At 34.1% G+C, this 15,960-nt stretch carries 9 protein-coding genes; 2 read left to right on the forward strand and 7 right to left on the reverse strand.

Going from position 1 to position 15,960, the window contains the following annotated elements; translation table 11 throughout:
- Window positions 1–229 precede the first annotated feature (229 nt).
- The gene (locus tag FOT98_RS28960; RefSeq protein WP_001105579.1) at window positions 230–448 is read right to left on the reverse strand and encodes a helix-turn-helix transcriptional regulator; all 219 of its coding nucleotides are present in this window, start codon (window positions 446–448) and stop codon (window positions 230–232) included.
- A gap of 145 nt (window positions 449–593) precedes the next feature.
- Between FOT98_RS28960 and FOT98_RS28965 the strand changes: the two genes are divergently transcribed.
- Window positions 594–920: a helix-turn-helix domain-containing protein gene (locus FOT98_RS28965; RefSeq protein WP_000846665.1), complete on the forward strand. Its 327-nt coding sequence runs from the start codon at window positions 594–596 to the stop codon at window positions 918–920.
- A 377-nt stretch (window positions 921–1,297) separates the two neighbouring features.
- On the opposite strand, the gene FOT98_RS28970 is transcribed toward FOT98_RS28965, so the two are convergent.
- From FOT98_RS28970 to drmA, 6 genes are read right to left on the reverse strand one after another with little or no spacing between them, the layout of a single operon-like run.
- A complete protein-coding gene (locus tag FOT98_RS28970) occupies window positions 1,298–4,267 on the reverse strand; it encodes a restriction endonuclease (RefSeq protein WP_074585675.1) in 2,970 nt (989 codons plus the stop codon).
- 11 nt (window positions 4,268–4,278) lie between these two features.
- Complete coding sequence (locus FOT98_RS28975) at window positions 4,279–6,204, reverse strand: site-specific DNA-methyltransferase (RefSeq protein WP_074585674.1); 1,926 nt, start codon at window positions 6,202–6,204, stop codon at window positions 4,279–4,281.
- Window positions 6,182–6,928, reverse strand: a complete 747-nt coding sequence (locus tag FOT98_RS28980) for a DUF4391 domain-containing protein (protein ID WP_074585673.1) — start codon at window positions 6,926–6,928, stop codon at window positions 6,182–6,184. Before FOT98_RS28980 ends, FOT98_RS28975 begins: the two co-directional genes overlap by 23 nt.
- Window positions 6,925–10,179 carry a helicase-related protein gene (locus FOT98_RS28985; protein WP_074585672.1) on the reverse strand — a complete coding sequence of 1,085 codons (3,255 nt, stop codon included), beginning with the start codon at window positions 10,177–10,179 and terminating at the stop codon, window positions 6,925–6,927. The genes FOT98_RS28980 and FOT98_RS28985 overlap by 4 nt, the downstream gene beginning before the upstream one ends.
- A 32-nt stretch (window positions 10,180–10,211) precedes the next feature.
- Complete coding sequence (gene drmB / locus FOT98_RS28990) at window positions 10,212–11,927, reverse strand: DUF1998 domain-containing protein (protein ID WP_074585671.1); 1,716 nt, start codon at window positions 11,925–11,927, stop codon at window positions 10,212–10,214.
- Window positions 11,924–15,031 carry a DISARM system helicase DrmA gene (gene drmA / locus FOT98_RS28995; RefSeq protein ID WP_224742154.1) on the reverse strand — a complete coding sequence of 1,036 codons (3,108 nt, stop codon included), beginning with the start codon at window positions 15,029–15,031 and terminating at the stop codon, window positions 11,924–11,926. Before drmA ends, drmB begins: the two co-directional genes overlap by 4 nt.
- 564 nt (window positions 15,032–15,595) lie before the next feature.
- On the opposite strand from drmA, the gene FOT98_RS33120 reads away from it, so the two are divergent.
- On the forward strand, window positions 15,596–15,727 hold the full coding sequence (locus FOT98_RS33120) for a hypothetical protein (RefSeq protein ID WP_256943798.1): 132 nt from the start codon (window positions 15,596–15,598) through the stop codon (window positions 15,725–15,727).
- The last annotated feature ends 233 nt before the right edge of the window (window positions 15,728–15,960 follow it).

The following is a 15,960-nucleotide window of genomic DNA, read 5'->3' on the forward strand; positions in this document are numbered from 1 at the left end:
TTTTCTATTTCCTCTGTTACAGCACTTATAAACTCCCATAGTACCTTTGCACCTAATAGTTCTGCTAATCGTTTTTCACGCATTTCAAATGTTTTCATGTTCATGTAAATCCCCCTATAATTTATATATAATGATAAAAACATTATAATTTTATGTAAAATTGCCTAATACATTTTCTAAGCTTACATTTCTAAAAAATCACTACAGCATCTTAAAAGTCTAACATTATTCAACACACTTCGTGTTGTTCCGAATCAAAAAAAATTATTTGGACTGTAACACCATAGAAATTAGCTAATTTTATTTTTATATTATCTCGTGGGATTCTCTGTCCATTTTCATACATCTGTAATGTACTAATACTGATTCCCACTGCTTTTGCCACCTCTTCTCTAGATCTTCCATTTCTTAAGTTAATTAGATTTTCAGCTACTCTTTCATAATTCATACATTCTCACCCCTAAAACCACATTTCGTGTTGTTAATTAAAATATAAACCGCACAATTTGTGTTGTCAATAGATTATAATTATCAACTTTTAAAAATTTTAATTATTTAACACATAATGTGTTAATATATTATCAGGTGATAGAATGAAAACGTTTGGAAATATAATTCGTGATTTAAGAAAACAAAAAGGCATTACACAAAAAGAACTTGCCCAATCACTTCAACTAAGTGAAAGTACAATTGGTATGTATGAACGCAATGAACGTCAACCTGATTACAATACCTTGATACGTATAGCAGATTACTTTAATGTGTCTACTGATTTTCTTCTAGGGCGAGATTTTAATGTTAAAGAGGACAGAAACAATAAAGAACTAGATCAATGGTTAAATGATATAAAACTTGCTCCATCCCAAAAGCGTGAAGAATTAAAACGTTTTTGGAATTTTATAATGCAAGAAGAAAACTAATAAATTAAACCCCACCTTGACAGGGTGGAGGTCGCTGGTTCGAGACCAGTCGGGATCATACGAAAAACCCCTTGATAATCAAGGGGTTTTCTTTATGTAGCAGACCTTTGTATTTTTTTAAAAGGTCAATTCTTTGCTTCTTGGTCAAGATTTGGTCAATAACTCTCTTTTGGTCAACGGTTCCGTATTTTGTGTGGATTTTAATTAACCATGTATATTACTTCCTAATTCTGAGATGTATTAAAATAGCAGGGTGAAAAATGGCTTTCCTAACGCTGACAGCGTAGAGGTCAGCGATTCCCCCCACTTTTTTTTGTTTCCGTTTCCTATCTGCACCATATTTAATGGTGAATTGATAGTATCAACTATTTCCTTTTTTAAGAATAGATAGCTTGTTGCTCCGAGGCTCTTTTGAATGTAATACCTGTATCAATTGCTTCAAAGTGTTTTTCACCGCAACGAATCTTTGCTAATTCCGTAGGACGTAAATCTTCTGCAGCAGTGCTACCTTTCGTTTCAACAATGAAGTATAATTTATCTTTTCCATCTTGCTGCAGTAATAATGCCCAGTCAGGATTGTAAGTTCCCAATGGAGTTTTAATTTTAAATTCTGTTGGCAGTTTAATATAAAATTTCACATTATGATCTTGTTCACAAGCCTGAGCAAATTCACGTTCCACAGCTGAATCGACAATAACATGATCATATGGAGAACGTTTGTCGTGAACTGGAACGACAGAGTCTTTGTAACTTTCTATTTCTTCTTGTACAAATAGGGACTGTTCATAAACTTCCCCATTCGGTAATTTCTCATATTTAATACCGTCTACTATAGCCAAGCTTTTGGCGGAATTTATAATACGAGTTGTTTCCATCATGTAAGCTTGCGGATTCCGTCTAAAATCACGTAAAGTATCACTCTGTTTCAAAATGGCAATTAGTGTTTTACGTGTTAATTTCGTTTCATTTTGTAAATACGTTAAAAGATCTGGTGCTTTTTTATATTGCTGCTCAGACGTAGCAAAAGTTGTTTGTTCCTCTTTCACTGTCATTATACCTGATCCCGTTGTTTCTAATCTATGTCGCTCATATTCAAGTCTAGTAATTCGGACTTCAAGTTCTTCAGATAATTTATTTGCCGCTTGTTCTATAAATGACTTCGAATCGAGCCGAATTGAATACTTTGTTTTATATTTAATTCGCTCCCAAAGCTCTATAAACGGACCAGCAAGTGCTTCTTTGTTTAATTTTATAGAAATTTTATTGTCATGATCTTTGATTTCAATTTTATCAATATTGAATTTTTCTTGAATCGCAGCTGTTATTTTTTCTTTCATATCCTCTGCAATTTCTTTAAAGCTTTCTGGAATGTCAAATGAGCCTTCTTTAATTACTTTAGCTAATGCTTCTGTCCCTTTGTTTTTAGCATCTAAATATTTTCTTTCTTTTAAATAGGTAACTAATTCCTTAGATTTTTGATGACCGAGTGGTGTTTTGAAACCTGTTTCAGGATCGACAGCAATCACTAATGAACTGAAAAAGTCATCTGCAAATGCGCCAAATTCAATGCCTTCTTCTTCGTATTCTTTCTGCAGACCAGAGGCGAACTCCTCATAGCTTTCATTTGCCATAATTGTAAGTGTGTTGACTTCAAAACCTGGCACTCGTTCACCTTCTTGGTTGACTGCAATCCGTAGGCCCCGGCCAATTTTTTGACGTTTTGTAATGGTATCCTTTGTTTCGATTAATGTACAGATTTGAAAGACGTTTGGATTATCCCAACCTTCTTTTAATGCAGAATGCGAGAAAATAAAGCGAAGTTTATGCGCTTTTTTAACATTCCCTTTTTCTTCGTCATAGAAAGTAAGCAAGTCTTCTTTATCTTTCATAATGATTTGATACGTACTTTCATCTGATTGACTAGTTCCATTCGTATTTTTGATTTTTCCTTTCCCATCAACAGAGAAATACCCATCATGTACTTCAGAAACTGGTGCATGGCAATCACGTAATGCTTTATATTTCTCGGAGCAAATGACATCTTCGTACTCTTCTTCAAATATTTTTGCATATTCTCCTAAAATACGATTATTATCAGAATCATATTGTCGATAGTTTGCTACATTATCAATAAAGAATAAACTAAGAACCTTAATACCAATTGGGTTTAGTTTTAATTCTTTATTTAAATGTTCTTCAATCGTTTTACGAATTTGGGCCCGTTTTACTTGTAAGTCATTCTCAATGGCTTGACTTAAACGAATAATTGACGGCTCTCCTGAAAACTCAATGTACTCATTTCCTAGCTTAGCTGATATGTCTTTTACAAAACCAACTTGTTCATATGCGGCAATACGTTTTGATTTAAGATAAACATCATCATCTTTTTTTAGTTTAATTTCTTTTTTCTCGATACTTGTTTTGTTTTTTACATACATTTCAACTGTGGCTGTAATCGATGTCTTTGTAGCTTTTATGCCAATCAACTTCATATATGCTTCATTTCCATCAATTGATTTCTTAATGCCAGCAACTTCAATTTGCTTTACTAATTTTTGCTGATAGGCTTCTACAGGACCTAGCTTATAAAGTAAAGGATAGCTTTTATTTTTATGTGTTGCCGAAAAGCGAAAAATCATTGATGGATTTAAAGTAGCAATGGCTTTCTGTGCATTTTCCGTATTATCAACGCTTTGTGGTTCATCAATAATAACGATCGGATTTGTTTCACTTACCAACTCTTTTGGCGAAATACCATAAAGCGAGTCCATATCCTCTCGATTGAAAATCTTATCATTACTATTAAAAGACTGGATATTAATAATCATAATTTCCACATCATCATTCGTTGCAAAAGCTTGAATATTATCTAAGTTTTTGCTGTCATACATAAATGCCCGATAAACAATTCCCTGCATTTGTGCTTTAAAATATTCTTTTGTCATACTAATCGACTTCATAACCCCTTCTTTAATCGCAACAGAAGGTACAACAATAATAAACTTTGTAAAGCCATATTTTCTATTTAATTCAAGAATGGATTTTAAGTAGACAAAAGTTTTTCCCGTTCCTGTTTCCATTTCAATATTAAATTGAGGGAATGGTGTTGGAATGGACTCTGAAATTGGAATCCTTTGTCCCATTTGAATTTGTTGGACATTTTGTAATAGCTTACTAACGGATAAATCTATTTTATTACCTATTCCTTTATCACCAAATAATTTTCCTTGTGCATCTTGATCCATAATTGTAAATTCGGATTTACGTACTTGCTGACCATCAAACGCTTGAATTATGGATTGAATCGATGCATCTTGGTAATCAAGCTCTCTAAATTGAATTTTCATGCGGCTCACCTCTAAATCGTAAGCAAGTTATCTTCTGGATAACCTGCACCCTTTAACAGTTCGATACAATTCAATTTCTCTGAATCATTCCCCTCAAATCCTGCATCACTAAATACAACGCTACTCGTCTCAATACCATATTCATCACGTTTTGCAATAATCGCTTTTGCAATGTTTGTATTGATGTGGTCTGCTAAGCAAATAAATAGATTACCAAAGGCGATATCATATATAGTCTTTCCATCTACTTCGAATGTTTCAATTGGATACGTTAGCTCCAAGCCATGTTTTAGCATAATCTCATAGACAATATCTAATTCAGTCCGACCCTCGATAAGCGGATTCTCATGATATTCCATTTGCTCTTCAATATTTTCAAAATCCGCATTCCACTCACGAATATTCGATGTATCAAGCTTTAATACTTTGAAGCCAATATCCAAACTCTCTGGATCTACTGTATTTTCATCTAACATTCCAGCTGCTTTCTGCTTTTCAACTAACTCTTGTTTAATCTTCTCACCAGCACGACGAATACGTTCTTCCCCAATATCACAAATTGTAAGATATCCTTCTTTATAAGCTTCAGAGTTCTCTTCTAAAACTTCTGGTAATTGTGCTAAAATAAATTTTCTTTGCCCTTGATCTTCTGAATTTAATTTCATAATGGCTTGTGCCGCTGTTGCAGAACCTGAGAAAAAGTCTAAGTATATTCCATCCTTTTCCTCTACTTCATTTACAGTAAATGAAAATAAGTACTTTATTAATTCAGATGGTTTGGGAAAATTAAAAATTTTATTACTACCCAAAGTTTCTTCTATTTCTTTAGTTCCCTGTTGTGTAAATGGGCCATTCAGTAAAGAAAGTGGCTTTCCTTTTCTCATTGTTCCATCAATATTTTTTAAATATTTTTTAGCTCTCACACTATATGTTCCATCATTTTTCTTATTAAAAACTACCTCATTATTTTTTATCGCTTCTAATAATCTTGATTTTTCCCAAACCCATTGTTTTCTAGGAACAATGGTCTCACCATTATATTCAATTGTATATTGTAAATTTGCTCTATCATCGAGGCTACGAGTCATAAGTGGCTGTGTAACATACCCACCTCTCATGGAATAATGCTCATCTTTATTTTTATTGTATTCCGAAATTTGATCTTCATTTAGTGGTGCCTCAATATTTAAAATAGGGGTTTTTGAGTAACACAGAATGTACTCATGTACTCCTATAAATCCTTTTGTCTTAGCACCAGCACCATATTTATTTCTCCAGACAATTTCTTGAACTAGATTCCTTTCACCAAAAATTTCATTACATATTTTCTTTAAATTTTCCATTTCGTTTTCATCTATAGAAATAAAAATAAGACCATTATCCATTAATAAATTTCTAGCAAGTTTTATTCTTGGATACATCATATTAAGCCAATCTGAATGATAACGACCATTTGCTTCCGTGTTAGTAGATGTCGAATTTCCTTCCACATCGATTTGCCCTGTTTCTCTTAAATAGTGAATTATACTACTTTTAAAATCATCTTTATAAACAAAATCGTTTCCTGTATTATATGGTGGATCAATATAGATCATCTTAATTTTTCCATTATACGATTTTTGTAAAAGCTTCAATACTTCTAAGTTATCCCCTTCAATATAAAGGTTCTCTGTCGTATCAAAGTTTTTACTTTTTTCTGGGACTGGGCGTAGTGTTCCTTTAGATGGTTTTTGGGCACCTAAGATGGTTTGTTTTTTTCCGTGCCATGTGAATTGATAGCGCTCATTATTGTCTTCTACTACTTCTCCGAGTACAGTCCTTAACATATCAAAATCTATTTTTTCACCGTCAGTTAATACTTCTGGGAATAGTTCTTTTAGACGTTCGATATTTTGCTTAGTAATCTCTATTGATTCACCATTCATTTTGTTGACCATGTTGTTGCTCCTTTTCGATTATTGCTTGTTTGGCACTTTTTAGTTTGTTTGCCTTGAATTGCAAAGCAATTCGTTTATTCATTTGTTTTTCCCGCTTTGCTTGACCGACTAATTGTTCAATTTGTCGGTCAAGGTCTTTTAATTGTTGCAAAATATTGTTCTCTAACTTGATAGGTCGATTAATATTATACTTATTCTTTAATTCAATTTGTAGCAATTGCTCCAACCATGAATGATAAACCGTTTTTAAGTTTGCGTTATCCATTTTCGGAAAACTCAACTGCTCTTCTACTTGTTCAATTGAAATGGTTTCATCGATTTCAACGATTGTATCCATTGATAATAGATGCGTCTGCTTTTGCTTATGATGTGTGGCCAATACCCAACGCGTTTTTTTTCCATGTGTAAATAATATTACAAGCGGGTACGGCATGATGTTTGCAAATACTTTATACACCTCAACTGCTTTTCTGAAATGATTAACATCGATACAATAAAAATGTATTTCTTCAAAACGTTCTGTCTCATCTTCGAATATCTGAATATTCGCGTTATTCGGGCTGATAATCGAAAGTAGACGTATCCCTCGTGAGACGACGTTTTCAGAAACAATTTTTTTCTGGCCCCCACTTAACTTTGGCTCCAGTTTATTGTAAGGAAATGTTCTTAACACATGGGTTGATTTCGGAAGTTGAATGGACCTTAGTAATTGTTCTTCGTTCATCTCGATTCACCTTTAATCACTAAAAATGAAATGAGCTCGATATCATCAAAATCGAAGTCCATATTGGTTTGAATGCTTGTTCCACCAATCGAGAAGAAACTATCAAATGCTGTATCTTCTTGTTTATCTTTTATAATATCCACCGCCTGTTTCATTAAGTCTATATACGTTGACATATCTGTCGCATCATTTGTTTCTTCATTAAATTGTACCATTAAATTCTCTAATGGCTCGCTTTGTCCAAGCGCTAGTTTACGATAGATGTCTAAAATATGTTTCGCATTTGTATAATGAATATGAGTTTGTCCATGTTCCGTCACATATAATAAAATATACGGTGTTAAGCTATTATTCTTCATTTCAATGACACCATGTTGTTTAAAACAGAAAATCACACCGGGCTCTGCCTCTTTAAATTCCGCATTCGACGTAATAGCATACATTCCCTTTGGTGCTTGTGCTAACTGCTTTTTGTATTTTTTTAAAGTACCGCTCAAATCGCTTTTAAAATCAGTATATGTTAAATTTGTAATAGAAATTGCTCCTGATACTTCTTCTAAGTTAACGACCTCATTTTGCAAGGTTTTCAATTGATTGCGTCGATATTCTATATCATTCATTTCCTTCCCTGACGTATCAAATATATCTTCTTCACCTGAAGCAGATGTATTTAATATTTTCATACGCCCTTTTACGCGATCTTCCAAATTAATATATTCATCCAAATCCATATTCGGCCAAAAGTTTACTAACTGAATTTCTTTATTCGTAGAACCGATACGATCAATACGACCGAAACGTTGAATGACACGGACTGGATTCCAATGAATATCATAATTAATTAGATAGTCGCAATCTTGTAAGTTCTGACCCTCTGAAATACAGTCTGTCGCAAATAAAATATCAATCTCTTCTGTTTTCTTAGGATCAATTTTGATACGTTCTTTTGATTTAGGAGAGAAATTCATTAACACATCATTAATATCTTTTACACGAACTCCTTTTAATGTCGTTTTATTAGCCCCATTTCCGACAATCATTGCTGAGTGCAAACCAAGTTCTCGTAATTCTTCCGCAAGTTGGTCATATAAGTATTTCACCGTATCAGCAAAGGCCGAAAACACGATAATTTTTTTATTTCCTTCATTTATTGGGTATGCGACTTTGTTTTTAATGGTTGCTCTTAACTCATGAAGCTTCGCATCACGACTTGCGATAATTTGTTCTGATTGCTGTAGTAACTCTTTTAGTATCATTAAGTCGTATTGCAAGTCACCACGCCATTTAAGGGCATCGATATCTGTTAAGTGAATTTGGACCTTTTCACTCCCAACGGTTATCGCTTCTAACTGTTCATCGTCAAAATCAATGGCTTCATCATAATTTTCTTGAAGCATGACACTTTTATGAAGAGATAATAATTGTAGCGTTTGTTCTATTCGTGTCACTAATTTTTGCAAAGTTAAATTAAATGAAGAAATCGAGCTTTCCAAACGTTTAAATAGATTTACTTTCATTAACGCAGCAACGGCAAATTCACGGTCGGTTTGCTTAAATGTACTTTTTCCATCTTTTACTTTCGTATCGTATAGATCCTCATAAAAATTCCGTTTTTGCGATAATACATACTTCATCGGTTGATACATACTAAAGCTTAATGACTCTAACCGCTCATTTACTTGTGATAGCTGCATAAACATTTGTTGGACATCGATGTCTGCTTTAATGGAAATGGGTTTTAAACGCGTCGGAAATTGGCCAATATCTTTCACGTTATAATATTTTTCAATATGCTTGCGACTTCGGGCGATCGATAGTAAATCTAGAAGTTGAAAATATTCTGGATTCACCATATTTAAAAAAGTTTCTGTTGTTCGGTTTTCTTCTGGTAAATTGGTCCAACGATTAAACGCAGCTTGAGCTGTCTTTAATGTATAATCAATTGATTCAATTCCTTCTTTTTCTAGTGCCGCATCGTTATCTTCTGTAATAAATGCAATCTGGTTTTTAATATCGTTCATTTTGTTGTTAACAGGGGTTGCAGATAATAACAGAACTTTCGTTTTTACCCCTTTTTTAATAATATCCTGCATTAACTTTTGATAACGCGTTAACCTATCTTTACGCGCACTATTGTTTCTGAAATTATGTGATTCATCAATGACCACTAGGTCATAATTAGACCAGTTGATTGTATCAAGGCGAATTTCACCTGAATATCCTTGATCACGACTTAAATCAGTATGGTTAAGTACATCATAATTAAAGCGGTCTGCACTTAACGAGTTACGCTTATCATTTTGTGTATAAACGGTCCAGTTATCTCGCAATTTTTTTGGGCACAGAACTAAAACGCGATCATTTCGAAGTTCATAATATTTGATAACTGCCAGGGCTGAGAATGTTTTCCCCAAACCGACACTATCAGCTAATATACAGCCGTTATATTTCTCCATTTTATCAATGATACCAATGATCCCATCACGTTGGAAAGGGTATAACTTATTCCATATGACTGTGTCCTTAAAGTTCGTGCCTTCTTTTATTATATTATCCTCCGAAAGTCCTTCTAGGTTTTCCGAAAAAATATGATATAGAGTAACAAAGTATAACCACTCAGGTGAATTTTCTTGAGAAATCAATTGAAGCTGCTGTAATACTTCTTGGGTTACATCTTTTACTTTCGTTTCATCATTCCAAATACGATTAAATTCATTCATTAATTGATTAGTTAAAGAACCACCATTAAAAATAACAGGGAAGCTTGCTAAGCGATTGGATTGAGTAATGCCTAATCCATCTGCTGTAAACTCAATTTCCGACTGGATTTGGACATCTCGATCTTTATCATTTTGTACAATCATTTGTTTAGGAAAGGCGTTTTCTCCTAAAATAGTTTTAAACTGAGCTTTTCCTTGAATCCATTTTTCCGCTTCTATCGCTATCGATTTGGAGATCATTTTATTTCGTAAAGGCAGCTCAAAATCATTTCCATCAAATGTTGGATAATTTTCTTTATTAACTTTTAGTTTGTATTGATAATTTTGATCCTGCTCATGTTCGTAAAAAGTTGGCTGTGTATATAAAAAGCGGAATTCCTTTGCCTTAGTTAATTCTTTTTTTAGTTCTTCAAAAGCATATATACTAAAGTAGGCTGATGCTACAGCGATCTTAGACCCCTTTTTCACTTCATCTTTTAATGTTTGGATTAACGTATTGTCACCTTTATTATCAACTAATTTAATATCCAATTATCTGTCACCTCAACCTCACTAACGCAATTTTATATATTTAGTAGATTATCAAAGTAACCATCTTTTTCATTCTGATTAATATTGATTAATGTTCTCCGATCAAGCAGCATATTTCCCCATTCACAGGTAGTCTCAGCAACGAACGTACAAGCATGACAAGCTGCTCCATTCGCTGTTGTATGATATTCAAAATCTCCATCGGAACATATTGGATCAGAAGAACAATAGCTCATATTTTCTAAGGCTCGAAGAATTATAGGATATAATTTATCGCTTTGAGCTAAGCTCGTTAATCCTCCTAAGCTTCCTTCTGAATCTCCTGAAGCTGTATAAATCAATACTCCATGCATGCCATCCATTGTATAAATACGTTCTTTTAAAGAAGTTGTTGTATAACCGCAATAGGCAGCTAATTCCCTTAATAATGCATGACTAAATGTATGAATTAAAATTTGTCTTGGTTCAAAATGAAGAAGTGAGTTATCAAACTCCTCGCGATAGTTGTTGTATGCCTGAAATATTTCTTTTGTTATTTGTTCCTTCGCTTCCCATTTTCTAAGTTTTGCTAAATTAAATTTTACAAATATTCCCTCGCCATAATTCCGAACAGCTGGCAACCACTTTTCTTCTTTTTTAACAACTGGCTGTAATTCAACAGGATCATCACTTAATCGATCAATATAGTCAAGGCGGGTAAATCCTTGTAATACTTGAACTTCTGGAACGGAATCCACACGGTATATCGCATCAAAATACGGTACTAGATCTGGATGCATTTCTACTTTTGATGATGTGAATTTTTGCTCATCTACGTGATTTTGGATTAGGGTGTTCCATTCTTGCTTACGAATAGATTCATAGGTTGTACTTTCTTCAATAGAAATTTCGCCGTTTAGATAATTTTTGATGATTGGAATAAACTCAGTTGATATTTTAAGAAACTTACACGCCATTTTAAGCCCTATTTCCCCTGACTCTTCGTATGCCTCCCTAAAGTCGGCTTCATTACTTTTCACAATATACAAGATATCTTGTTCTGAACTTGATGACGTTAAAGGAACTTGTAAAAAGCTAATAACGGCCGGAGCATAAACATTCGATGCTCCACGTAATGTCGTCTTCATCTTGCAACCACATTTTTCGTTGGCATTTGGACCAATCCATGGGCGTTCACCTTTACACGTAAATAAGCTGTGCTTTTGCTCATCAGATTTCATAATAGAACCAAGACTCTCACTATGCTGGCAATGGAGACAAATAACGTGTAAATCAGACAAGGACCCGCTATTCCCTCTCGTTATTAATTTCAATTTTGGTTCCTTGGTACTTTCAGTGCATTGGTGATTGCGATGTACCCACTCATTATATGGAAAATCAGAAATATGTCCTTTTTCACAAACTAATACGAAACGACTTGCATACAAATCTTTTTCTTCACCTTTTTGTTTACAGAAATAACATTGCTGGTTATCGTATGTTGTCATCCGATGACATGAAGGACATATCTTCCATTTTGGAAAATCTATCGCTTTTATTTTTTGACGATCCGGATTTTCGTTTAAAACCCTTACATGATTAACACCTATTATCGAGGTAATACGCACATCATCTTCTCTCGTAGCGTTCCAAGTATTCCATTGATCTGCTGCTTTGATCATCACGCTTTTTTCCATTAAATCAACTATGGATCCTGGACCAGATTGATAGATTAATTGGGATGGTCTAATCGTTTCTTTGACCGTCATGATTTTAGCACCTCGATTTCAATTGCTCCTTCCACATTTCGTAAAGACATCATTGCTGGACGGGCATCTTCTATTTTCCCTTTTTCATTGAAGCCTTTCAATAGATGATACTTAACCCATTCTGATTTTCGATAGGTCAATTTTTGCTCTCTATATTTTTCCGCAGTGGAAATCCACCATTTAATTAATTCCTGTATCTCGTGTTCAATTGATTCATCGTTTGCATCTTTTACACGTTCTAGAAAAGCGTGAATACTATTTTCGAGTTCTTCTTCTAGCTTTAATACATTACATGGACTTTGCTCTGCATTTACATCCATTATTGTTTGACGAATATAGCCTATAAATGCCCCAGTAAGTCCTTTGTGCAATGTTCCTTTTGCAAAAGGGGTGACACTCATCGTCTCCACATGACGATATAAGGATTGATGGTAAGCTCTGAATCGTTCAAAATGTGATATATCTCTTGAACGCATGGAATTTAACAATACAAACACAAGTCCAGGATATTGTCGACCCACACGACTCGTCGCTTGAATATATTCAGATGTTGTTTTTGGCTGACCTTGTACAATCATTGTTCCTAAGCGATCAACATCGACACCAACTGAAATCATATTTGTTGCAAGTACACCGTCTAATGCTCCACCTTCATACATCGTTTTTTCCATCTGATTTAATAGTTGTGGAATTTCATGGGCTTTTTTACGGCTTGTTAATTCCTCAATTACTAAATCATGATTAAACGTTTCATTAGGATCTAACATATTTAGACGACTAATAATCTCATCTTTAAAAGTTGTCATCATTCCTGCTAATTCTTTCACTGTATTAAAGTAACCAAGCATAGTGTAGTAAGGATCAACTTTAAACTTTGCTTGACTTCTAGTAATGGTTGTATACGCACTATACATATGAATCGCTTGAATTTTATTACTTACTCCTGGTGCACAAACCCCAACATAAAAACGACCATGTTTTTCAACTGTCGGTATTTCTTCGGATACAAAATTATCATTCGCTTTTTGAACTGCAAGTGGGAATTGCATCATTGAACGACCATATAGTGCCTTAATTTGCTCTTCAGCACCACTTATCGTAGCCGTAGATGCAATGACTTTTGCCGGTATTCCATTATGATGCGTTAATAAATCAATCGCCACTTCGTATAAGCCTGTTAATGATCCGAGTGGACCTGAAATTAAATGAAGCTCATCTTGAATGATTAGCTCTGGAGGCTTTAACCGATTAACAGAACTGTATCCTCTAGTTTTTGTATTACTATATTTAAAACCGTAGTCTACGCTATATAAATTTTTGTTGCCAAATAACTCGTGCATTTCCTTTTTCCAAGGAAGTTGGGCAATTTTATCAACTGTGCCAATTAAAAGTGTTGGGAGCTTTTGATAAATTGCTTCATCAACCGTATAGACTGGTATTCCATGTTTAAATGAACATTCTTCATTTGCACAACAGATTTTTTGGTACTTACTAGTAATTTCATATTGCTCGTGAGTTAATTCTGTACCACACCAAGGACAGTGCAATAGTTGAATCGGATTGCCCAATTTCACTTCTTGACCATCACGAATCTGTTCTAATTTCTCGATAGCATCTTCAAATGTATTCGGAGAAGAATCCGCCCCAATCCAAAGCCCAATACTGAATGGCTCCATACCTAATTGCTTTAGATTATGCTTTCTTAACATTTCGGCTGCACAGATTAATGCTGCAGCTCGCTGGAACTGTTGCGTAGTTAATAAACGTAATGTATACCGCATAAATACAGTGACACCTGCATATTTATCAACTTGGTCAGGTGCTAACAATCGTCGATAAGCCATTGTGTAGGCTGCAACTCCTAAATACGCCTCTGTCTTTCCTCCACCTGTTGGAAACCAAATTAAATCGACAATTTTTCGATCTTCATGTTGCTCATTAGATACACCTGCAATATTCATTAACAAAAAGACAAGTTGGAAAAGACGCCATTCACCAGTTAATTCTGGCTTGACTCGCTTTTTCTCCGCTCGATATACTTGAGCCACTTTTGAATATGCTCTTTGTAATACCATTGCCTTATTAGCAAACTGGAAGGCTAAATATTCTAAAGATTGATCACTCTTTGTAACAAGTTGTATTCCTTCTTCTAAGCGTTTGATAATTTTCTCTACTTGTTGAACATTTTTCATCGCTTCCTGTTTTAAATGGTCAGGTAGTTCTTCAACAATTTCCTTCTGCTCTTCTAACCATTTCTTAAATGCATGTGGTATAATACTAAGTTTTTCACGTAATTGTTTTGCAGACATTTCACTAAGTTCTTTCATGAGAAACGACTGATTTTCAATTTTACGATGTTCAACACTCGGTAATTCATATCGCGGCACCCAGGTCGAATAAATCGTTGTATGTCTTTCTGCTTCAACCCAATCTACCCCAACACCATGACCAACAGCTATTTCCTCTTTATCACGGTATAACAATTCTTCTTGTAAGTGATAGACATCAGCCTTTGATGTAAACACACCTAAATTCTCTTTAGGTACATTTACTTTCAATTGACATTGAAACATCACTTCACTTTGTTCTGGGTATTCAGTACGTTTAAGTGAATTAACAAGGAAAATACTGACATGATAAAGATTGTTTCGATAAGAAATAGCATATCGAACCTTTCCAACTTTGGAGTTGTTGTTATTTGTTAGAAATTCTGAAGTTGCCTTCCGTAAGTCTATTTTCCATTTTTCTTGATGAAATTCTCGTTTATGTTCTTGCCCTTCATATGTGGCCCAGCTTGCTTCAATTTCAATTGGGACTAATTTTTTTAACTTGAAGCTGAACCCCATACTAGAAGGCCTAAAAATTTTTCTTGTTTTTAATTGTTCATCGATTTCTTCTTCAGCAATTTCAACATGTGTTTCGATTACGTTCTCTTTTTCGTTTACAACATCTGAAGTAGCACCAAGCGGAACTAATTTGCCTGTTAAATAAAGTACCATGGGACGAATCTTCGAACCTAATATTTCATCATCACTGCGAGGGCCTACTAAAAATGTTTCTAATTCATCAATTAAATTACTTCGAATATTTTGATAGGCAAGCACCCATTTCACTTCCTTTTATATTCCATTTCTTTAATAATAAGCTTTCCAAACATAAAATTTATGCTTTACGTCACAGAAATCTTTGCATCCTTCTTTAAATATGATTCCAAAGCATCCCCAACAAGACCTTTGAACCCTTAAAAACTTTTCATACTATTTTCCTATATCTATTCTATCGAATTTTAATAATAGATTAAATCTATTTTACAAAAAAAGAATCCAATAGCTACCTCTGGCATACAATGCCACGCTCCTCATCAAGCATATGAATAAAACGTCGGTCATGACTTGAAAGTAGCTCAAGCCCTATATCTGCCATATGACTATTAAAATGCGTGCAGTTCCTATTTTCTTATACTCAAAATGAAGGTATTCCTCCAAGAGTTCGATTTCCTTTACTTCTTTTATTGCTTTACTATTCAATACAGGTATCTCAAATAAGTATTTTATTTTCCATTCATCATAAAGAACATAAAATTGTTTTTTCCCACTTAACAGTCAAGGTTGGTCACATGGATATAATTGTGGAGAAACAGTATGATCTTTTGAATAGTTGTCATTTACTTGTCTTATCTAGAAGAATATGTACAAAATAAAAAGCAGCCTGGTGCGAAAGCGAACGGTGTGGACTTCTATCAATACCTTATGAAATCACTGACAGATCTACCAAATCTAACCATTCATCGAAACCCATAAATTTCAAATCAATGTATGCCTTAGTCAAAAAACATGTAAACAACATGTGGAAAATAAAATAGCCGTATATCTGATAAAAAACAATGATATACGACTATCTGTGATATGTACCGTAAAGGTATGCTTAATTTTAATAATTCGGGCTTACGTTTAAACAAAAGGACAGCACCTTTTACAATGATACTGTCCCGACCGATAAAGTTAGAAAAGGTTTAACACTTCCGATTTTAAAT

This window comes from Bacillus sp. HY001 (genome assembly GCF_007558965.1).
Classification (GTDB): Bacteria; Bacillota; Bacilli; order Bacillales; family Bacillaceae_G; genus Bacillus_A; species Bacillus_A mobilis.